This window comes from Gottfriedia sp. S16(2024) (assembly GCF_050473765.1).
GTDB lineage: Bacteria > Bacillota > Bacilli > Bacillales > Bacillaceae_G > Gottfriedia.
Map to the genome: position 1 here is coordinate 789,610 of NZ_JBFLUO010000001.1, position 21,998 is coordinate 811,607.

Genomic DNA, 21,998 nt, shown 5'->3' on the forward strand with positions numbered 1-21,998 from the left:
TTTGTCCTGCATATTTTGATTATGTAAGACTCATAAGTAAAGGAGGTTTTTTATATGTCGAATGAACATGAGTATCGTCCGCATGGATTTGGTGGAGGTGGCTTTGGACACGGAGGATTCGGAGGCTTCCACGGAGGATTCGGTGGAGGATTTGGTAGACCTGGATTTGGATTTGGTAGACCTGGGTTTGGATTTGGATTTGGACGTCCATTTTTCCGTCCGTTTTTCCGTCCATTTTTCCCATTTTTCCCATTTTATGGTTATGGCTATGGCTATGGCTATGGCTATCCTTACTATTCATATTGCCCGCCAGGATACTATTGTCCACCACCTTATTACTATTATTAATGTAAAAATAAAAAATATAAAAGAGAAGGATTGTAATCCTTCTCTTTTTTTATAGTGATATTGTTGAATAACTTCCTACAACATCTACTGAAAAGCCTAAAGCTTCCAATTCTTGCTTTACTCCAGGTAATAATACGTCATCATAGCCCATCTCAACATCAACAATGAAGAAGTAATTTCCTAATCCAGTTTTCGTCGGGCGGGACTCAATTTTTGAAAGGTCAATCTGTCTCCATGCAAATGCAGAAAGCACTTGGTGAAGCGCACCAGCATGATTCTCTGGCATGTTAATAACTAGAGTTGCTTTAGTATGTTTAGATTGAAAATAACTTGTTTCTAATTCAGCATCTTGTCTTTGTAAAACAACAAATCTCGTGTGGTTATACGAGTTAGAGTGAATATCTGAAGCAACAATTTCTAATCCATATTTCTTTGCAGCAAATTCATTAGCGATCGCAGCTATACATTCATTAGATTGCTCACTAACCATTTTAGCTGCAGCACTAGTAGAAGTAACTGGTTCTAACTTTGTATATTTATATTGATTATGCAAAAATGTGTGACACTGAGCTAACGCATGAGAATGAGAATAGATCACCTCAATATCCTTTACTCGATGTACTTGTCCTTTTGCCATCAATAAATGTTGTCTAATCGGTATAATAATTTCACCAACCATTTTTAATGGCTGTTCATGTACAAGATAATCAATAGTTGTAGTCACAGATCCTTCAACCGAATTCTCTATTGGTACGACGACTAAATCAACTTCACCTTCAGCAACATTATCCATACAAACTGGAATACTAGAATAAGCAATATGTTCATCATTCTTAAAAACAGACCGTACAGCAACATGTGTAAAAGTCGCCTCAGGACCTAAATACCCAACCTTCACGTTCCCACTCCTTTTAATTTTTAATTATACTAAAAAGAGTTAAGATTAAAAGTAAAATATTTAATTTTTAGCAATTATCTTACAAATTTCGCAAATATCTGCATTACAGGCTACTTTGACGAATCTTTAACGTCGTAGGAACAATCACTTTTTTGGCTACTTTCCTACCTAAAAGTCTTTCCATTAATAAATCCACTGCAGATTCACCCATTATTTCAGTGTATACCTTCAAGGTACTTAAACTAGGAAAAAGATATTTTGAAAACACAAAATCATTCATCCCGATTAAATTTACACGCTCTGGCACTGATATTTTCGCTTCATGAAGTGCTCTTAGACATCCGACAGCCATCGTATCACAACCAATTAAAAATGCTGTTGGTAATTCACCACCTTGTTCTCGAATTGCCTTGTTCATTAAATTAAACCCGGCTTCAGCTGTAAATTCACTTAAGTACAGATTCTCTTTTCGAAAGAGTCCCTTTTCCTCTAAATAGTTTTTATATGTTTTCACTCGAGAATTCATTTTTTGACCTTGCTTCTTATCATACTCGCGTCCACCAATATATCCGATTTTTTGATGTCCATGTGAGATAAAATGATCTAAAACTTTAATAATAGCATTCTCATAATCTGTAACAACTGAATCATATTGCTCTTCATCTGGTGAAAAATCAACAAAAACTATGTTTTTTGATACTTTTTTCAATGAGCTAATTTGTTGATTGTCAAACTTACCTAATGCAATCACACCAAGTATTTGCTCATCTAACATCCCCTTTTCATTTCCACGAAAAAAAGTAGAAATGTGCAGGGAATGTTGTTCACACTTATTTTCAATTCCAAAACGAATTAGCATATAAAAGAGATCACTTAATTCTTCATGGCCATTGTCACCTTTAACAAGTGCGATTTTAGCGATATTCTTTTTTACTTTTGATTTTTTCCTATATGAAAGCTTTTCTGCTGTTTCAAAAATTCTTTGTTTTGTATCGTCAGTTACTGATAGTGCCGGGTCATAATTAAGCACTCTTGATACAGTAGCAATCGATACCCCTGCTTTTTCGGCAATTTCTTTAATTGTAGTCATTACAACTCTCCTCGTAACCTTCCAATCTGAATTGTTTTCGAAACTATTACTTTAATTTTAACAGTTGAAGGTTGTATGATTATCTATTAAATATGGAGAATTTTTTACATATTTTATTTTCCTTAAATCAAGATTGGATAATTAAGTTTTATTTATGCAAATTTGAAATATTATAATTTACAAGAGGAGAATTTAATTTTTCTGGAGTAAACTTAGCTGTTTTTTAATTGTTGAAATCATAGATGTGGTTTCTTGATTCTATTCGTATAAAGTTTTTAACATTGTATCCGTTAAAGCTTCAACTGATTTGGTTGAGGATAGCCCTACTTCATTTGGAAGATTACTGTAAATTAGTATATCCATCCCCCTATTAATACGATACCCTGCTTGTTTTAAATAACTAATCACTTTCTTTAAGTAGCTAGCCCAGTCATGCTTTATTTCGTCACCTAAATCATTTAAAGAAATTTCAATGATTCCTAAATCTTCAAAGTTTAAGGATACTAATTTAATTAATTGCGTCTCTGTTCTAGACAAAATCACATAAATGCCAAATGGTTGTGAAGTATGTTGATCATTTGCATCAAAGTCCGTGATTTCTTCGATTTCATCAGTATGGCCTGATACAAAAAAAACGCGTAAATTAGAATGACTGTAATACTGATTGTAAACCGATATTAAATCTTTAACATTCATTTCCTAATCACTCCTATAACTAATTTTCCATGATGATCCCTACCCGCTATTCAGTCAGATAGACATAGATTTAACCCAAACATTAAATCATCTAACCCTATATCTCCTCGCTAGCCTTATTTCAATTCTTACCATTAGAAGATAACAAGCTTACTAGCACTAATCACCCTACTAGTTTTAAACACTAGTACCTTGGCAAAGGAACACTATAAAGAGATAAAAGAGTTCTATTAAGAGTATCCTACTCTCATGGATATTATCGGTCAATAATTATTCAATTAAAATTTACTAAAACGGGAGGATTTTTTACTTAGTTTTTTATTCTGTCACAATTAATGTTCGTATAAGTAAAATAACAGGATAACTACCTTAATTTAAAGGTTCTTGGATAGTAGTTCTATTAGATTATTAATAGTAATTTTTTTACATTTTTTTACTAATTAGATCTTTTTTAGAATTATATCTAAATAATAAAAGAAATAAATTTCACTAAAATATTTTAATGTTTACATTACAACTACAATTTATTTGCTAGTTGAAAGAAATAAGTTTATTACTTTCAGAAAATTTAATAAACTATATATATAGTCCTACTTAAAGAGGATTAAGAAGTGAGAGCCTTACAATACATTTAAAGGGGGTCTTAATGATGTCAGGGTTTGATGCAGGTTTTGATATTTTTAAAATTATCGCTTTCGTATTTCCAATCATTTTCGTCTTCGTTTTTGCAGGTATATTTTTTGCACTAATAAAAGGTTTAAAGCAATGGAATTATAATAATAAACAACCAAAGTTAATTGTCCCGGCAAAAATAGTTACTAAAAGAATAGATTATATTCAGCGTGCTAATACGAATCAGTTCGCTCATTCCTCTACACATTATTATGTTACACTTGAGGTCGAATCTGGAGACAGAATTGAATTTCAAATTGATGGGTTCATTTATGGTCAATTAGTAGAAAATGATACGGGAAAACTAACTTTCCAAGGTACGAGATTCATAAACTTTGAGCGACAATAATTTCTTTTCGGGGTGGAATAATGAATGTTTTCATAAGTGGTGCCACAGGTTTTTTAGGAAAACATACTACAAAAAGATTAAGTGAAATGGGCTACTCCGTTATAGCCTTTGGAAGAAATGAGGAAGAAGCTAAATTTTTTAACAAGATGGAAAATGTCACCTTTGTAAAAGGAGATTTGAATGACTCTGTCTTATTAGAAGAAAATATAAAGAATGTAGACTATGTAATCCATTGTGCTGCACTTGCAGCACCTTTTGGACATTTTTCTGAATTTGAGAAAACAAATGTTGAAGGGACAAGGAATATTGTTAAAGCCTCACTTTCAGCTGATTTAAAAAAGTTTATTAATATTTCGACCCCGAGTGTGTACTTTACTAGTGAGAGTCGTAAAAATGTTAAAGAAATTGATCCGCTGCCATCAAAACACTCTAATTACTATGCTAAAACAAAGTATATGGCAGATTTAATTATTGAAGATGCAATTGAAAAAGGGCTACCTGCGATCTCATTAAGACCTAGACAAATTTTTGGTCCTTTCGATCATACGATTTTCGGGAGATTTATACAGATTAATGAAAATGGAGGAATTCCATTAGTTCATAAAGGACAAGTTCTAATGGATTTTACTTATATCGATAATGTTGTTGATATGATCATAGCTTGTATGAATGCAGATAATGCCTTAAATGGTGAATACTACAATCTTACAAATGACCAGCCCATTTATTTAATTGACGTACTTAAACAACTCTTCTTTGCCTTAAATAAAGAGTTGAATACAAAAAATATCTCACCAAAGCTACTGTCATTTATCGCGTTGAATTCGGAAATAATTGCGAGGATTACTAACAAACCACCTAAAGTTTCTAAGCATATTGCCAATTTCTTAAGCTATGACTATACACTAAATATAGAAAAAATCAAAAGTGATTTAAACTTTGAACCTAAAGTATCAATTAGTGAAGGTATTAAGCGTTATGCTGATTGGTACATAACTACAATTGATTGAAAACTAAAAACAAGCTAAAGTCACCTAAATTAATTGTATTTAAGTGATTTTAGCTTGTTTTTGAATGACATCATTTGAATCTAGTAAATTGATGTTGATTAAGTCTATTGACTGGCGTTTATTTGCGGTTCTGTCATTTTTAATTGCAGTTTCTTGATTTTTATTTGCACTTTTACCACTTTTATTTGCAGTTTCAGATTTTTTTACGCCCCCAGTTTTTCCTGTTCTACTCTACATATATAAAAACCAGTAGTAATCTATTTAATAATTGTTTGTATTTCTTTAATATTTAAAGACCATAATCCACTATTAAGAATGGTATCTGCTTCTATTATATTTAAGCGTTCTTTGAATAATGGTCCATCAATGACAAATGTATGATATTCTCCACTTTCGCCCATTAAACAGATTTCCTTGCTAATGAATAGTTCCTTTAAATCTTTATTTAGGCTCTTACCTACGATCGTAGAATCAAAAATATTCTCCCTTGCCCTACAAATAATTGCATCGTATCCAGTCGCAAGCCATTGGTCTAGTAAATTAGTAGTTTCACTTTTCTCAATCCATACTGGGAAAAGTGGTTCAAGTCCTGCCTTAGTTGCAACTAGTTCATTCCATTGTCGATCTTCCTCGACATATAAAGTACCAAATGCAATCGCAGAAAGATCAAATTGCTCTTTTATTGTTTTTAGTCCATTAATCATTGATTCCTCATATTTACCTGCTGAGTCAATCATGACAAGAGGAATCCCAATTGCATCTGCTTGCATTTGTAAAAATTTAAGCTGAGTCCCGTGCGCATGATTCCTTTCATCCTTTTTCGATACCATTGATACTAGACATGCCACTTCATATTTATTTTTAATTAGCAAATCTAATGCTAAACAACAATCCTTCCCACCACTCCAAGAAACTGCTACTTTACGATTATTCACTATATCATTCTCCCTTAAAATTAAAGCGATAGAAATGTTTAAATTTCTACCCATAGTTTATAACAAACGTTATTAATTTTTTAGTAAACTTTTAACGTATGTCATTCCTTTTATTGCATAATCAAACCACTGTTGATCCCCATATGGAATTTCAACCCATTCTCTCATAGGTTTCCCACCCATTGGGTCAAAGTTTTTTGCTCCGTTTATTATTAAAGCTGCTGCAACATCTTCTGGCTTTAGCTTTACAACAATATTGGGTTCATTATAGAACACAAAAACTTTACCTTGTATTTTTAATCCTTTATGTCCAAAGATACTTCCTTTTGATGCTTCATAATGATTAATTAGTTCAGTTCTTAAGCTTTCAAATCTTTCTATTGTACCTTCCATTTTCATCACTCCTTTTTTTCTGAAGCTTTTTTTAATAAAAATATCTTATTATTACCAATAACTTATTGATATTATTCAGTGTAATATCATCGTCTATACTAATAATATAGACGCAACTGAATCAAATTTTAGGGAGGTAATCATATGGCAATCAACTTCCACGATGCACAAAATAATAATACTTATACAACTAGAGAGGCTGATCAATCTTGGTTTCAGTTAATGAGGGATAATATTGATTTATTTGGAAAAGACGCCGTTGATATTGGTTGTGGCGGAGGGATCTACTCGAAAGCTCTCACTAAGTTAAAAGTAAACCACGTTACGGCGGTAGATTTTTCAGAGGAAATGCTTAAAGGTGCTGCTGAAAATTGTAAAGACTACAGTAACATTTCTTTTAGTAAAGGAGATGCATATGATACTAAACTTCCATCTTCAAATTATGATGTAATATTAGAAAGAGCTTTAATACATCATTTAGATAATTTAAATGTCTGTTTCAATGAGGCAAATCGCTTACTAAAAAAGAATGGATTATTAATCGTACAAGATCGGACACCAGAAGATTGTTTACTCCCTGGAGACGAAAGCCATATACGGGGTTATTTTTTTGACCTATACCCAAAATTGAAAACTAAAGAGATAGCTAGAAGATATGATATACAAGAAATGCACTCTGCATTAGAGTCAGCTGGATTTCATATAGAAAACACAGTAAAACTTTGGGAAACAAGACGTACCTATACTAACCTAGAATCACTTCATAGTGATTTATTACTTAGAACTGGCCGATCAATTCTTCATGAACTCACTGATGAAGAGCTAAACCAATTAGTAACATTCATCGCTAATAAGCTACAGCATCAATCTTCTATTATTGAAAAAGATTGTTGGACAGTTTGTTTTGCTAGAAAGAAATAATATTATAGACACCACTCACATTAATAGAAACGCTTAGTCTAAACTCTAAGCGTTTTTTCATTTCCCATTCAAGGCTAAATAATTATCCATTCACTATAGGATCCTTAGGCTCAACTTTTGGTAGTTTAATCGTTACTTTTGTTCCGTCATCAACGCTACTCTCGAAAGTGATTGTTCCATTCATTGCTTCAATGATTCGAACAGATACAGTTGTTCCGACGCCAGTTCCCTTTTCTTTAGTTGAATAGAAAAGTGTACCAATACGTGAAAGCTGTTCTTTCGTCATTCCTTTTCCATTATCTCTAATCGTAATGACCGTTTTATCTTTTTCCTCGTGGAGCTTCGTATGTACAAATCCACCCGAGCTAGTTGCCTCAATTGCGTTTTTAATTAGGTTTATTAATGCTTGTTTAAATTGGTTTTTATCTGTATTTATAAATGTTTCAACTTCTGTATCACCTTTTAATTTAACATTTTGCTTTAATGCTAAAGGAACTAATAAGGTGACTACATCTGAAACGCATTGCTTTAAACTAAACGTTTCCACTTTTTCAAATTGTGGTTTGGCAAAGTTTAGATAATCATTAATGATTCCTTCTGCTCTACCTAATTCGCTTAATACTAGTGGCAAATATTCCATCGATTGATTGTCTTTGCTTTCTTGCATTAATTGTAGGAAACCTTTAACAACTGTAAGTGGATTCCTAACTTCGTGGGCAATAGAAGCTGCCATTTCACTTAGCGTATTAAGTTTCTCAGCTCTTTGGATTTCTTTATGCAGTATTTTGTTTTCAATTAGTGTTTCAATCAGTTTTGCTCCTAAAGTAATTGCGACTAACTCTATTACAATAAAGATCAGAACTAACCCAAATAGTCTGTAATCGCTTTTAAAACTAATCTTATTTACGAATAAAAAAGTAAATAAGATTCCTAGTTGAACTAAAGCTGGCCATAAGCTAATAAGAGCTGTTGCAAGTATTCTCTGTTTAGGCTTAAATGTCCAAAACCATTTATATAAAATTAAAGACCCTAGTGAGGATAAGGTAATACTGATCATACCAAAAATAATAGCGTCTCCACCTAAAATTATTCTAGCTAATAAGATTGCTAAAAAAGTCACGATTCCCCAGCGATAGCCGCAATAAAGAAACGCAATTGTTAGTGGAATATATCTTAAATCCCAAAACAATCCATATGCTGGATATGGAAAGGCCATGCAAAAAAAACCTGCTACAGCCTGAAACATACCAAAAAGATAAATTTTATCTTTATAGCCATGCCTTTCAAAGATAATACTGTATATTAATATTGGACTTAATATGATTAAAACATGTAGCAAAAGTTTTTCGATTAACACGTTTTTATCCTCACTAGATTCGAAATTTTCGAAATAATATTATCCTAAAATTAATACGACAAAACTTCCAAAAATCCTTTATTTTCCCCTACCAAATAACACCATTTTTGATTTTCTGTCGATTAATATTTTTATGCTATTTTTCACTTTTTTAGACAGTGAATTAGGTGCGTTTATAAGTTTAAACATTTATACTAGAAGTACCTTACCACTACCGTATGAAAGGGATCACTATGAATAAAAGAATAGTCTTAAATATTATTTTCGTTATGATTTTCTTTTTCTTAATTAATTTTTACATAGGTCTTAATGGATGGATTTATATTAATGCATTGCTAAGTAGGTGGACGAATCCAACAATAAAAACAATCTATTGGATCGTATTTCTGTTAATAACTTTTGCGTACATTCTTTCAAGAGTTTTAAAGAGTAAGCTTCCTACTTCATTCTTTAAACCGGTCCATAAAATTGGAGCATACTGGTTAGCCATCTTTTATTATTTAATTTTCTTTGTCATCGTTGCTGATTTGATTGGACTGATTTTAAAAGAATTTACCCCTCTCAAAACAAGTAGTATAACTGTGATACTTGGAACAATCGTTATATTATGTGTCACAATCCTTATCGCAAAAGGTAGAAAAAGTGCACTAGACACACAGATTGTTCATTATGACATCAATGTTGAAAAAACAAATGAAAAGTATAAAGAACTATCAATTGTACTAGTTTCGGATTTACATTTAAGCACATTAGTCACGAATAAAAGATTAGAGTTTCTTGTTGAAAAGATTAATAAGCTTGCTCCTGATTTAGTCTTAATTGCTGGGGATATTATTGATGAAGATATTACTCCTTTTGTTGAGGAAAATATGATCCAAACATTGAAAAAGTTAAAGCCAAAAATTGGAACATACGCGGTCCCTGGTAATCATGATTATTACGGTGGACATTTAGATTTACTTGTAGAGCATTTAAAGGATGCTGGTATTCATATTTTATTAGATGAGAAAGAACTAGTTGATCACAATTTCTATATTGTTGGTCGTAAAGATCTTGCAAGTAAAAAGCGTCTAGATTTACATGAACTACTTGAAGAAATCGATCATACAAAACCAATTATCTTACTTGATCATCAGCCCTATCATTTAGAAATTCCAACTCAATTAGGCGTAGACTTACAAGTGTCTGGCCATACGCATCGCGGCCAATTTATGCCAAATCACTTAATTACCCGTCGACTATATGAAGTTGATTGGGGCTATTTACAAAAAGAACGCTCACACTTTGTCGTTTCATCAGGGTTTGGAACTTGGGGACCTCCTATTCGAACAGGTAACCCTTCTGAGATTGTTACGATTACTGTTTCATTTTCTAATTAATTCAGACTGCCCGCCAAACGCTTGCAATCAGTCTGAAACTCAAGTTTATAGGACTTTGTATACATATTGAAAAGACCAAAAAACATTTTTTGGTCTCTTTTTTATTAATGTCATAATTTATCTATAAATAGTTTTCTGAAAAGTGTAAAATATTATTGAGAGTTTCTTTTCAGAACGGAGATTGAATCATGAAAAATACAGAGTACTACAACAAAAGGAGCCGTCGAATTTATATTTTTTTTATGGCTTCACTTACTTCTTTATTACTAGTAGGAATTACACTTTCTCCTTTAACTTTTAAGGATCATCCATTTGAACTTATTACTCAAGTTATCTTAATGTTCATTGTTATTTTTGCCTTATTTAATTTTGTTAAAAAAGATAACACATTTTCAAAAGTATTATTTACGACCATTTCTTCACTATATGTGTATATTAAATTTTGGACGTACCCAGACACATCAACAATGTATAGTTTTGTAGCAATCATCCCAATTTTTACGATCTTTTTATATAATCGAATAGCATTTTATATCGGTTGGGCATTTAATATACTAATTGGTCCTACTTTTGTATTACTAATCACATTCACCAATCTAAAAGAAAAATATTCTTATATAGCATTAGACCCTGTCGGCAATATATTGGAGTTCCTATCAATTCAATTAATACTCTTATTTGTATTTTTACAAACAGAGACGAAGGTCATAGCTTTAGAAGCCAATTACAAGGAAATACAACAAGCAAAACAATTAAATTCGATTGGTCAACTAGCTGCAACAATTGCACATGAAATTCGTAATCCAATTACTGTCGTAAAAGGTTTTGCACAACTTTTTCAAAAAACAAAAACAATGAGCCCAGACGAAAAATACTATGTCGATACGATGCTAAAAGAATTAGAATACGCTCAAATTATTATTAATGATTATTTATCACTAGCCAAACCTCAAACTGAAACGCTACAAGTCGTAGAAGTAAATAAAGAAATAGTAAATGTAACTGATTTACTTGCCTCGATGGCAAATAGCCAATGCATCGGTTTCCATTTAAACTTAACTCAAATACTTCATACGAAAATAAATCCGATTGAATTTAAACAAGTTCTCGTTAACTTGATGAAAAATGCAATCGAATCAATGCATGATGCCGGTTTTATAACGATCAATCTCTTACCAGAAAATGAATATGCACTAATTGAAATCATAGACACAGGAATTGGAATGTCTCAAGAAACCATTGAAAAGCTCGGCACTCCCTTCTACTCACTAAAAGAAAGAGGCACAGGAATTGGGTTAACCGTCTGCTTTAATATCATTGAAAAATTTAAAGGTAAAATTAAAGTAAGTAGTAAGGAAAACGAAGGATCCATATTCCGAATTTATTTACCGATTTGGCAATATGACAATGAATGAAGAAAAACCAACATTTTCCGCAAAAAAAACTCACAATAGTGTGAGTTTTTTTGTTGCAATTTAAAAGTCTTTTGCAGTTTCTTTAGCTTTTTGAATTGCTTGCTCTTTAATTTCTTGTGCTCGGTCCGGGAATTGATTTTGACCTTCTACAAAGATTCCATTAAAATCTTGAACACCTAAGAAGCTCATAATCACTCCAATATAGCGATGTCCCATTTCAAGACCTGCTGCTGGACCTTCTGAATAAACTCCACCACGTGCCTGGATATGCAAGGCTTTTTTACCACCTAATAATCCTTGAGGGCCATTAGAAGTATATTTAAAAGTTTTACCAGCAACGCAAATCGCATCAATATAGTTTTTCATAATTGGAGGGAATAAAAAGTTCCATAAAGGTGTTACAAAGACATATTTATCTGCTTCAGCAAATTGGGTTACAATCTCATTTAATCTTCCTACTTTTGATTGCTCACCTGAAGAAAGTGTATCAAAAGATCCTCCAGATTGAAGTTTTCCCCAACCTGCAAACACTTCAGCATCAATATGAGGAATCTTTTCATTATAAAGGTCAATATGTACTACTTGGTCATTAGGATGTGCAGCTTTATAACTCTCGATAAATGCATCACCAACCGCCATACTATATGAAGTAGACTTATCGTGTGGATGTGCTGTGATATACAATAGTGTTGTCAAACGAATTTCCACCTTTCAAATTAAATGTCCAAACTATCTTTACCTTATAAGAAGCACGATATTATCATCTGTCATTACTAACCAAACAATACAAATATTTATAAAAAAAAACCTTTACTCTAATGGTAAAGGTTTTTTTTATAGTCAAAGTCCGAAAACTTGATATTAATTATTTTGCTTTAAAAATCCCAAAAGGTTTCCCTACAGGTAAAAATTCTCTTCCAAAGTGACTATTTAATACAGCTGCAGCCGATCCATAAAATGACATAATTGCAATTCCTAATTCACTATATGCAGCAAAAGTATGTGTAGCTTCTTCCATAAAGCCTAAAGTGCTTAATGATAATCCAATAAATAAACAATCAATTAATACAAAAATAATAAATAATACTTTATGAGTTTCCATTGCACCGATTGTCATAAAAATTGAAAAGATTAAATATCCTACAAAAGCAAAACCAAGTTGTTTTACATCGGCTGCTTTCATTAATGCTTCTCCAAAAACACCTAATTGAATTAACCAAGTAGTACCAACAGCTAACCAAAAGAAAGCATATGCTCCAAATGCAGTTGCTCCAAAAACATTATTATGTTTAAAATCCTGAATACTCGCAAATAATTGTGCAATAGCACCTAAAAAAATCGCCCACGGTAAAATTAATGAAACACCATCAGTAATTCCTAATTTTTGTGTTGAGGCAACAAGCGTTACCATCGCTAAACCGAATAAACCAATTGCAGATGGATCTGCAGTAGTTATTTTAATTTGTTGTACGTCTTTCATTGATGTAAATCCTCCTAAAATTTTAAACAGACTAAACTATACTACAATAAAATTCCGAGGATTAATATAGCTTTTTTTCGCTTTTAAAAAAGAAAGCACTTTCTTTTAAAAAGAAAGCGCTTTTTACCAAAAATTACTTTTTATGTCGTTTTGCATAACCGCATCTTTTGCATAATTCTTCCACTGCACATCGTCTTGAGAAACCATCATAAATCGCTCTTGCACGTTCAGAATTTAAAATATCTTCTAGTGATGTCTCATAAATATTCCCTAATGGAATCTTACCTTCACTATCTAAACAACATGGTACAACCGTTCCATCTACTAATACTCCGATTTGATCTCTTAAACCATAGCAGAATACATTTTCGTCGATGATATCGTTACCCATATCAGGCCATTGGAACTTTTCAGCCATATTTAAATAAATTTTATCGCGCAGTTTAATATTATGTGTTTCTTGAAGTCTCTCACTTAAAGAAAAGTCTAAGTTTAGTTTTTCTTCAAGTAAATTTAATATATCAATATTCAATGAATTACTTGCTCTTAACTCTTCACTATCCATATTCCAAAGCCTAATTGCACAAATCATATCGCTTTTTTCATTCGCTTCATTAATGAAATTCGTAATATTTTCAACGTAATCGTGCAAATCCTTCGTTAAATCATTCGCCTCAAAACTATGAAGTGAAAAATTGATTTGTCTTAAACCTTTAGATTCAATTAATAAGTCCTTTACTTTATTAATTAACGTACCATTCGTTGTTAAGTTAACCTTCAAACCATTTTCGTGACTAATATCCAAAAATCTACCAAGCTTTGTATTTAAAAACGGCTCACCCATCAAGTGAAAATAAATATGATCCGTATAAGGTTTAACCGTATTTACAACATGAGTAAATGCTTTCTCGTCCAAAAACTTCAACGGTCTCTCCAACGTTGGGCTCGGACAAAAATTACACTTCAAATTACATATATTTGTAATTTCTATATAAACTTTCTTAAATTTTCTCATTCTACTCTCCTACTTTAATTTATCTATATCCACATATTTCGCTCTAAAAAAACTACAATCCTATCATACAATAATTTTTAAGATATTAATATTTCAACACTCTGTTCAATTTTTACCAACCGAACAGAATTGTAATCATTCTAAAACTTCATGAAATTGTTTAAATTTTATAATTACAACTACAGTTTGATTATAGTTATTTTATTATAATAAAACTAGGCAAATTGAATAGCATAGGGGAATTGGTTTTATCTTCTTTTCTACGCATTTTTGTAGAAAGGTGGTGATGCCAATGCAAACACTTGAAATACTTACTCTAATCTTCATCGCAATGACCTTTGTCGTTGCATTGATTCAATTAGTAGTTAGTATTATTAACGCAACAAAAAAGAAATAGCCCCTATGCTTTGACCGGGCATGGGCTACTTCTTATGATATAACTAGATAAAACCATCTCAGCTTATTCAATTACCTAGAATGAGTGCTATAGCACTAGTTCTTTTTTAATATATGTTTATTATATCATATGATTCTTTAGATATACTTTGAGCGCATGAATTTTTTGTTAAATATATAGAAATTATCATCACAATGACCTTTGTCTTTACGTTGATCCAATTGATAGTTAGTATTATTAACGCTACAAAAAAGAAATAGCCCCTATGCTTTGGTCTTGCATGGGCTACTTCCTATGATATAACTAGATAAAACCATCTCAGCTTATTCAATTACCTAGAACGAGTGTTAGAGCACTCGTTCTTTCCTATGCTTTTGCTCCGCATGGACTACTTCTTTGATTTACTCAGATAAAACCATCTCTGCTCATTTAGTTGCCAAGCACGAATGATTTCCCGCTCGCTCTTAATTAACATTTATCATACTTTTCAATCGAATTTTATAAAGTATATGTTATTTTTATGAATTGATAATATTTTACAATCCCAATCAGTTTTATCAGCATTAAATCGACAATTTTCCATATTTCCCGAGAAATTTCCTACCCAAGTTTTGACAAAATCAAAGTTTTTATAAATAAAATTTGTTGACAGTTGTTTGTAATCTGTAATATTATTTGTTCATCGCAAAACAAACTAGTTTGAATTTAAAAAACCTGCAGTATTTAACATATTTGAAAATTAAATCTTAAAAGCATTGATGAGAAATAGTAAAAGTATTAAGTTCTTAAACAGAGAGTTCCCGGTTGGTGCGAGGGGCGTAAGACAATATTTTGAACACATCTCTGAGCTGAGCACCGAACCCCTTTTTGGTAGTAGACTGTTTCCGGATTCCCTGCACCCGTTATCGTGCTAGAGTATAGCTTAATTGCTGCACTTGAAGAGGTTGGTATCGTGAGGTATCAATAAAATAGAGGTGGAACCACGTGAGTATTACTCCCGTCCTCTAGCTATTCATATAGCTAGAGGGCGGGAGTTTTTTGTTTTTCAAGAATATTTTAAGGGAGAGAGTAAAATGAATAAGAAATTAATGTCAGCAATAATCATTTGTATGATTTCAATATTAGTTGTAACTGGTTGTGGAAAAGAAAAACGAAATGCAAACGAAGTAGTCGTTGGATTAGATGATACTTTTGTACCAATGGGTTTTAAAGATGATAAAGGAAAAGTTGTAGGTTTTGATATTGATTTAGCAAAAGAAGTATTTAAACGTGAAAATATGAAAGTAACTTTCCAACCAATTGATTGGTCAATGAAAGAGACTGAATTAAAATCGGGAAATATTGATGCAATTTGGAACGGCTATTCAATTACAGATGAGCGTAAGAAAAAAGTAAATTTCTCAGATGCATATTTAAAAAATAGACAAGTTATTATTACCCTAGCAAATTCAAATATAAAAACAAAAGCAGATTTAAAAGGTAAAAATGTTGGGATTCAAGAAGGATCAAGTTCTTTAGATGCAGTTAATAAAGATAAAAAATTAGTAAATTCGTTTAACGGTAGTAAACCTGTATTATATGAAAATAACAACCAAGCTTTAATGGACTTAGAATCAAAGCGTGTTGATGTAGTTGTAGCAGATGAAACATTAGCTAGATATTACATGAACAAACGAGGCCAAAACAAATACAAAATTTTAAAAGATAACTTTGGCGAAGAAGAGTATGGAGTTGGCGTTAGTAAAGATGACACTGCTTTACTAAAAAAAATTAACAATCAAATTGGTGCCATGAAAAAAGATGGTACTTACGACAAAATTTATAAAAAATGGTTCGGTACATTGAAATAAAAAGGAGCTTACGATCATGGATCAAATTACATCTTTATTACCTTCCATGCTTGATGGATTAAAAATAACGCTAGAGGTTTTCTTAATAACTCTAGCGTTAGCAATTCCACTTGGAATCATCATTGCACTTGGTAGACTTTCGAATATTACAGCAATCAAATCAATTATTAGTTCTTATATTTTATTAATGCGTGGTACACCTCTACTTTTACAATTAATCTTTATCTTTTTTGGTTTACCATTAGTCGGAATTGTCTTTGACCGTTTTACAACAGTTATTATTGCATTTGTACTTAATTACGCAGCTTATTTTGGGGAAATATTCAGAGCTGGTATCCAATCAGTTGATAAAGGTCAATATGAAGCAGCAGAGGTTTTAGGCTTGAGTCGCAGTCAAACATTTAAAAGAATTATTCTGCCTCAAATGACTAAAAAAGTTTTACCTCCTGTTTCAAACGAAGTAATTACTCTAGTAAAAGATTCAGCTCTTGTATATGTAGTTGGACTTGATGATATGCTTCGAGTAGCAAAAATAGCATCTAATACTAGCGCATCACTACTTCCTCTTGTTTTTGTTGGTATTATTTATCTACTACTAACAGCAATATTAACTAATTTATTTAAACGATTAGAAAATCGATATTCATATTATAAATAAGGAGAGACTTAAAATGTTAAAAGTAAATAACTTAACTAAACAATTTAATAAACAAACCGTATTAAATGAAGTCTCTTTTAAAGTTAATAAAGGAGAAATCGTTACTCTATTAGGACAATCAGGAGCTGGTAAAACGACTATACTTCGTTGTATTAATGGTTTAGAAAGCTTCGATGGCGGATCAATTGAAATTGATGGCCAAATGATTAAATCTAAAAAAGATCTTTTAAAAGTAAGAAAAAACGTTGGACTCGTTTTTCAAAACTATAATTTATTTCCTCACAAAACAGTAATTGAAAACATTATTGAAGCTCCAATTCTAGTACTAAGTATGAATAAAGAAGAAGCTACAAAGAGAGCCATGGATTTGTTAGAACAAGTTGGTCTAAGTGACAAAGCAAATTCATTACCAGATGAATTATCAGGCGGTCAACAGCAACGTGTAGCGATTGCTAGAGCGTGTGCACTTCAGCCAAAAATTCTTTGTTTTGATGAACCTACTTCAGCACTAGATCCTGAACTAACGAACGGAATTGCTGAGATTATGAAAAAATTAGCAAAAGACGGAATGAGCATCCTTGTCATTACGCATGATATGGAATTTGCAAGTAATGTTTCGACTCGTACGCTGCTTGTAAAAGAAGGAAAAGTTTTAGAAAGTGCGTGATTTTAGCGGAAACTAGGCTTAAATTTACCCTTTTTTCTATAAAACTAAATAATATGAACGGAATTTCAGGTGAATTTAGCATGTTAATTGCAGATTCACCTTTTTTATTTGCAGTTTTGACTTTTTTAATTGCAGTTTTGTACAGTTTATATACAATCTCATCCTTAATTCAGTTCCAGCCTATTTAACTAAAGTCACAATAAAAAAAAAGACGCCACAATATTATTGACGCCTCCCTCTACACATTATTCAATGAAAAAACTTACTAATAAAAGATAATCCCATTATTAAAGCTACAATAAAACATAAAAGCACAAGCCGCTTTTCATGTTTATTAGAAGAGTGCATTTCATCTCACCCACTTTACTTTTTGCCTTGAACATATTCGGCATCAAATAAAAATAGTTTAAATAAAAACAATAGCGATGGAACTAACAGTAGTAACCCTAAGACAAATACAGTTACTAGCATAGTACCGGATGTTTGATTCGTGTATCCATTGTAGATCGTAATATATGGATCTAATATATATGGCATGTGCGCTGCTCCATAGCCGAAAAATGCGAAGAAAAATTGGAGCATAACAAATATAAAGGCTGTTCCGTAATTTCGTTTTAGCAAAATTAATGATGATGCTATTAGAAAACAAATTAGTGATAATAAAAACATCCACCAATAATGATTAACTATATTTTCATAAAATCTAACATTGTTATCTCTTAATCCTACAAATACAAGAAAGCTTGATAAGATCGTTGGCACAGTCCAAAATAAAGCATATTGTCTTAAAATTTCTAGGGCACTTTCATCCTTCGCTTTACTTGCGTAATAGGTTAAAAATGTCGCGCTAATATATAAAACTGAGATGATAGCAATGATTACAACACTCCACGAGTATAGACTTGTTAATAAATTTTTAGCTAAAAATTGAATGACTCCGTTTTTTTCGACTATATACCCTCCTCCCGAAATGGTCAGAACCGTACAAAGTGAAGCGGGGATCAGCAGGCCAGTCGCTCCATATAAGAATAAATATACTTTGTTTTCCTTGGAACCATAGTTAGAAAAGGCATAAAACGAGCCTCTAATGGCTAATAGGACTAGTGAAATACTTCCTGGAATTAAAAGGGCCGTTCCATAGTAAAATGCAACACTAGGAAAGAAACCTATAATGCCAACAAAGAAAAACACAAAAAATACATTCGTTATTTCCCAAACAGGAGATAAATATCTACTAATTAAATTGTTTATTAAGTGATCTTTTTTCGTTACTTTTCCAAAATAAGCAAAGAATCCAGCACCGAAGTCAATTGATGCAATGATGATATATCCATATAGAAATATCCATAAAACGACTATTCCTAATAACTCAATATTCAATGCTCACCCTCCTATTCATTGGCTTTGTTCAAATTCCAGTAATACTCATTCAAGCTTTGATAGAATTTTAAACAGAGCCTATTTTTTTAAACGATATTTAAGTTCATCTTCGGGTGGATTATGAATGAACATTTTTCGAATAACGATTGTACAAAAGACTCCTAAAAATACATACAATACAAAAAATAACCAAAACATACCGCCTAGTCCTTTGGCAGTTGTGGCTCCTTCTGAAACCTTCATATATCCTCTTAATATCCATGGTTGGCGGCCAATTTCGGCAATCATCCATCCAAGTTCGATATTAATCATCGCTAATGGTCCAGTCAGCGCTAGTCCACGTAAAAGCCACTTATTATGCATCCAATTTTTCTTCTTAATAGAAAACACAACAAATATGAAGGTCATCGATATAATTAAGCCAACAAAGGTCATCTTTATATCAAATAAATAATGTATGAACAAAGGTGGCCACTCATCTTTTGGAAATTCATTTAATCCAGTTACTGGTGCATTAAAATCTGAGAAAGATAAAAAGCTTAGCAGTTTAGGAATTCGAATTTCATATTTTACTTCATGTGTTTTATCATCTAGCGTTCCGAATAAGACAAAATCTGCCCCTCTTTCTGTCTCAAAATGCCATTCAATTGCTGCTAGTTTTTCCGGTTGGTATCTAGCTAGGAATTTTGCTGAAACATCTCCTGTAATACCTGTTAAAATGGCAAAAATTAATCCTAGTGTTGCTGCTAATCGAAGCCCTTTTCGTGTGTACTCCGTATTCTTTCCTCTTAATAATTGAATAGCGGCGATTGACGTTAATATAAGAGCGGATGCGACATATGCAGTAACAATTACATGTAAAGTTTTAGAAGGAGCAGCTGGATTAAACATTGCTGCAATTGGATCGACGGTTTTAATTATTCCATTTTTCAAAGTAAATCCTTGTGGTGTATTCATAAATGCATTTACCGTAGTGATAAAAAATGCCGACAAAGTTGAACCTAATATTACAGGTAAAATGATCAACCAATGATAAATAGGCTTTTTAAAACGATCCCAAGTATATAAATAGATCCCTAGGAATATCGCTTCAAAAAAGAAAGCGAATGTTTCCATAAACAATGGAAAACTAATTGCTTGACCCGCAATTCTCATAAAGCTCGGCCACAATAAGGATAGTTGTAGCCCAATACAAGTACCAGTTACTACTCCCACTGCAACGGTAATTGTGTAACCTCTGGCCCATCTTCTTGCCATAAGCGTGTAATGTGGATCTTTTTTTAAGATTCCTAACCCTTCTGCAATTGCGATCATTAAGGGTATTCCTACACCAATTGTTGCAAAAATAATGTGAAATATTAGTGTCATACTTGTTAGTAATCTACTGAGTGTGACATTATCCAACTCCATCTGAAATCGCCCCCTATAATGTAATATCTTATTGTCCAATGGAATTAATTATTCTAATCAAATGACCGATAATGTTACGTTTTTATGAACACAATCAGTAAAATTGCATTTTTATTAGTATCTATAAAAGTATGTTCCTATAACAATAAAGGTATACGGGGATTCTTAAGTCCAAACAAAGTGAATAGTAAAACAAAAACCACAAGGATAACCCTGTGGTTGTAGTGTTTAGACAATGTTTCTTTGATTTTTTAGGCTAATTGCAATCGCTTATCAACCTTCTTAAGAAATTAAATTTAATTTACTAAACGGACTATACGTTTCTTTCTCCATGAAAATTTATAATATAAATAGTTTAATCCAAGACCAACTATAAAGGCTGCCGGATATCCTACCCAAATTCCTTTCATTCCAAGACTCGTGTAATGAGATAAAAGATAGGCTACAGGCACTTCAATACACCATATTACGAATATACTCATGAGCGTTGGCCACAGTACTGCTCCACTTGCACGCATTGTAGATGATAAAATAAATGAATGTCCGAGTATTAAATATCCCCATAACGTAATCATCAATAAACTATTCGCTATTTGTACAGTACTATCATTCGTTAGAAATAAGTTTAGAATAGGCTTTGAGAAAAGATAAGTGAGTAATACTACTACGCCACCTAACACATAGTTAAGGAATAATCCTATTTTAATAACTTGGTTTAATCGATCAACCTGATTTGCTCCTATTGACTGAGCGGCAAAAATTGATACTGCGATTCCAATACAAATCGATGGCATCTGAACATAACTTACTAGCTGATTTACTACCCCATAGGATGCAGTCGCATCTGATCCATATTGATTAACAAAAGAAATAACGGCAATCTCTGAAATCGAAAGAAATACCATATTAATACTCGTTGGAATACCTAATTTTAATATTAGTTTTAAAAGTTCAGGATCCATCTTCAAATAATTTCTCACTGAAGCATCAATTCGTAGAGGATGATTCGTTTTGTGTAAGTATATGAATAGAACTATACATGTTACAATCGTTGAGCCTATTGATGCATAAGCTGCCCCATAAATTCCTAGTTTCGGTATGCCTACCCAACCAAATACTAATGGTGGTAAAAGTGCAACATTTAAAACTGTACTTAATATAAGAAAATAAAACGGTGTTTTCGAGTCCCCAATACCTCTCATTAAAGTTGTATAAACCATATAGATAAATAGCACGGGAATCGACCAAAATAAAATGGAAGCATAATGGGTACTAACATGAAGTATATTTTCAGGAGTTCCTATTAATCTCAAAAGTTTTTCAATAAAAATATTACCGATTATCGCAAGCACTACAGCGAGGAAAAGAGTAAAAGTAAGAGTCGTACCAACAATAGCTTTTACTCTTTCTTCAAGCTTTGCACCATGTGCCTGACCGATTAAAATTGAACTACCAGAACCAATTCCAATAATAAATGATACTAAGAAGAAAAATATTGGAAAGAATGCTGAAATTGCAGCTAAAGCATTTTCCCCTAACCATTTTCCTACTATAATCATGCTAATAACCTGACCGATTGACTGCATAATATTACTTAAAAGTAATGGAATTAGAAACATAATCATAGGGCGTAATAAAGTAAATTTTACTTTTTTTTGCTCCCGAGGATTAATCTCTG

21 protein-coding genes and 1 other annotated feature are annotated in these 21,998 nt (G+C 32.2%); of the genes, 9 read left to right on the top strand and 12 right to left on the bottom strand.

Translation table 11 applies throughout. The features are described 5' to 3' along the window. Positions 1-54: 54 nt before the first annotated feature. Positions 55-348: a hypothetical protein gene (locus AB1282_RS03730; protein ID WP_429898489.1), complete on the top strand. Its 294-nt coding sequence runs from the start codon at positions 55-57 to the stop codon at positions 346-348. Positions 349-397: 49 nt separating this feature from the next. On the opposite strand, the gene pheA is transcribed toward AB1282_RS03730, so the two are convergent. From pheA to AB1282_RS03745, 3 genes are all read right to left on the bottom strand, one after another. Next, positions 398-1,246 carry a prephenate dehydratase gene (pheA, locus tag AB1282_RS03735; protein WP_056476366.1) on the bottom strand — a complete coding sequence of 283 codons (849 nt, stop codon included), beginning with the start codon at positions 1,244-1,246 and terminating at the stop codon, positions 398-400. Positions 1,247-1,349: 103 nt separating this feature from the next. Beyond that, the gene (locus tag AB1282_RS03740; RefSeq protein WP_056476363.1) at positions 1,350-2,336 is read right to left on the bottom strand and encodes a LacI family DNA-binding transcriptional regulator; all 987 of its coding nucleotides are present in this window, start codon (positions 2,334-2,336) and stop codon (positions 1,350-1,352) included. A gap of 258 nt (positions 2,337-2,594) precedes the next feature. After that, the gene (locus AB1282_RS03745; RefSeq protein ID WP_056476359.1) at positions 2,595-3,032 is read right to left on the bottom strand and encodes a hypothetical protein; all 438 of its coding nucleotides are present in this window, start codon (positions 3,030-3,032) and stop codon (positions 2,595-2,597) included. 649 nt (positions 3,033-3,681) lie between these two features. Here AB1282_RS03745 and AB1282_RS03750 point away from each other — a divergent pair. Both AB1282_RS03750 and AB1282_RS03755 read left to right on the top strand, forming a co-directional pair. Continuing rightward, positions 3,682-4,053, top strand: coding sequence for a DUF2500 domain-containing protein (locus AB1282_RS03750; protein ID WP_353611590.1), 372 nt, complete (start codon positions 3,682-3,684; stop codon positions 4,051-4,053). Between the two features lie 20 nt (positions 4,054-4,073). After that, complete coding sequence (locus tag AB1282_RS03755; RefSeq protein ID WP_429898490.1) at positions 4,074-5,063, top strand: NAD-dependent epimerase/dehydratase family protein; 990 nt, start codon at positions 4,074-4,076, stop codon at positions 5,061-5,063. A 257-nt stretch (positions 5,064-5,320) separates the two neighbouring features. Here AB1282_RS03755 and AB1282_RS03760 read toward each other — a convergent pair whose 3' ends face one another. Beyond that, positions 5,321-5,998 carry a diphthine--ammonia ligase gene (locus tag AB1282_RS03760; RefSeq protein WP_429898491.1) on the bottom strand — a complete coding sequence of 226 codons (678 nt, stop codon included), beginning with the start codon at positions 5,996-5,998 and terminating at the stop codon, positions 5,321-5,323. 72 nt (positions 5,999-6,070) lie between these two features. Then, positions 6,071-6,391 carry a hypothetical protein gene (locus tag AB1282_RS03765; RefSeq protein WP_056476347.1) on the bottom strand — a complete coding sequence of 107 codons (321 nt, stop codon included), beginning with the start codon at positions 6,389-6,391 and terminating at the stop codon, positions 6,071-6,073. Positions 6,392-6,535: 144 nt separating this feature from the next. On the opposite strand from AB1282_RS03765, the gene AB1282_RS03770 reads away from it, so the two are divergent. Further along, the gene (locus tag AB1282_RS03770) at positions 6,536-7,312 is read left to right on the top strand and encodes a class I SAM-dependent methyltransferase (RefSeq protein WP_390311138.1); all 777 of its coding nucleotides are present in this window, start codon (positions 6,536-6,538) and stop codon (positions 7,310-7,312) included. A gap of 82 nt (positions 7,313-7,394) precedes the next feature. Here AB1282_RS03770 and AB1282_RS03775 read toward each other — a convergent pair whose 3' ends face one another. Beyond that, positions 7,395-8,669: an ATP-binding protein gene (locus tag AB1282_RS03775; RefSeq protein ID WP_429898492.1), complete on the bottom strand. Its 1,275-nt coding sequence runs from the start codon at positions 8,667-8,669 to the stop codon at positions 7,395-7,397. A gap of 233 nt (positions 8,670-8,902) precedes the next feature. Here AB1282_RS03775 and AB1282_RS03780 point away from each other — a divergent pair, with 233 nt between their 5' ends. Continuing rightward, positions 8,903-10,048: a metallophosphoesterase gene (locus tag AB1282_RS03780; protein ID WP_429898493.1), complete on the top strand. Its 1,146-nt coding sequence runs from the start codon at positions 8,903-8,905 to the stop codon at positions 10,046-10,048. Between the two features lie 188 nt (positions 10,049-10,236). Next, a complete protein-coding gene (locus AB1282_RS03785) occupies positions 10,237-11,463 on the top strand; it encodes a sensor histidine kinase (protein WP_056476334.1) in 1,227 nt (408 codons plus the stop codon). 60 nt (positions 11,464-11,523) lie between these two features. Here AB1282_RS03785 and AB1282_RS03790 read toward each other — a convergent pair whose 3' ends face one another. The 3 genes from AB1282_RS03790 to AB1282_RS03800 all read right to left on the bottom strand — a co-directional run bounded on the left by AB1282_RS03790 (position 11,524) and on the right by AB1282_RS03800 (position 13,958). Further along, complete coding sequence (locus tag AB1282_RS03790) at positions 11,524-12,159, bottom strand: FMN-dependent NADH-azoreductase (RefSeq protein ID WP_056476331.1); 636 nt, start codon at positions 12,157-12,159, stop codon at positions 11,524-11,526. Between the two features lie 169 nt (positions 12,160-12,328). Next, positions 12,329-12,943, bottom strand: a complete 615-nt coding sequence (locus tag AB1282_RS03795; RefSeq protein ID WP_056476328.1) for an acetate uptake transporter — start codon at positions 12,941-12,943, stop codon at positions 12,329-12,331. 133 nt (positions 12,944-13,076) lie between these two features. Beyond that, positions 13,077-13,958 carry a radical SAM/SPASM domain-containing protein gene (locus AB1282_RS03800; RefSeq protein ID WP_429898494.1) on the bottom strand — a complete coding sequence of 294 codons (882 nt, stop codon included), beginning with the start codon at positions 13,956-13,958 and terminating at the stop codon, positions 13,077-13,079. A 1,143-nt stretch (positions 13,959-15,101) separates the two neighbouring features. Beyond that, positions 15,102-15,363, top strand: a binding site (T-box leader). 65 nt (positions 15,364-15,428) lie between these two features. Here AB1282_RS03800 and AB1282_RS03805 point away from each other — a divergent pair. The 3 genes from AB1282_RS03805 to AB1282_RS03815 are packed head-to-tail and all read left to right on the top strand — an operon-like array spanning position 15,429 to position 17,530. After that, complete coding sequence (locus tag AB1282_RS03805; protein ID WP_429898495.1) at positions 15,429-16,205, top strand: amino acid ABC transporter substrate-binding protein; 777 nt, start codon at positions 15,429-15,431, stop codon at positions 16,203-16,205. 16 nt (positions 16,206-16,221) lie between these two features. Continuing rightward, positions 16,222-16,863: an amino acid ABC transporter permease gene (locus AB1282_RS03810; RefSeq protein WP_056476320.1), complete on the top strand. Its 642-nt coding sequence runs from the start codon at positions 16,222-16,224 to the stop codon at positions 16,861-16,863. Positions 16,864-16,876: 13 nt separating this feature from the next. Continuing rightward, positions 16,877-17,530, top strand: coding sequence for an amino acid ABC transporter ATP-binding protein (locus AB1282_RS03815; protein WP_429898496.1), 654 nt, complete (start codon positions 16,877-16,879; stop codon positions 17,528-17,530). A 363-nt stretch (positions 17,531-17,893) separates the two neighbouring features. Here AB1282_RS03815 and AB1282_RS03820 read toward each other — a convergent pair whose 3' ends face one another. The 3 genes from AB1282_RS03820 to AB1282_RS03830 form a co-directional block, all read right to left on the bottom strand. After that, a complete protein-coding gene (locus tag AB1282_RS03820; protein WP_056476315.1) occupies positions 17,894-18,910 on the bottom strand; it encodes a cytochrome d ubiquinol oxidase subunit II in 1,017 nt (338 codons plus the stop codon). 78 nt (positions 18,911-18,988) lie between these two features. After that, positions 18,989-20,320 (bottom strand): cytochrome ubiquinol oxidase subunit I, encoded by a 1,332-nt coding sequence (locus AB1282_RS03825; protein WP_429898497.1) that lies wholly within the window; start codon positions 20,318-20,320, stop codon positions 18,989-18,991. 296 nt (positions 20,321-20,616) lie between these two features. Further along, positions 20,617-21,945, bottom strand: coding sequence for an MATE family efflux transporter (locus AB1282_RS03830; RefSeq protein ID WP_429901060.1), 1,329 nt, complete (start codon positions 21,943-21,945; stop codon positions 20,617-20,619). Positions 21,946-21,998 lie beyond the last annotated feature (53 nt).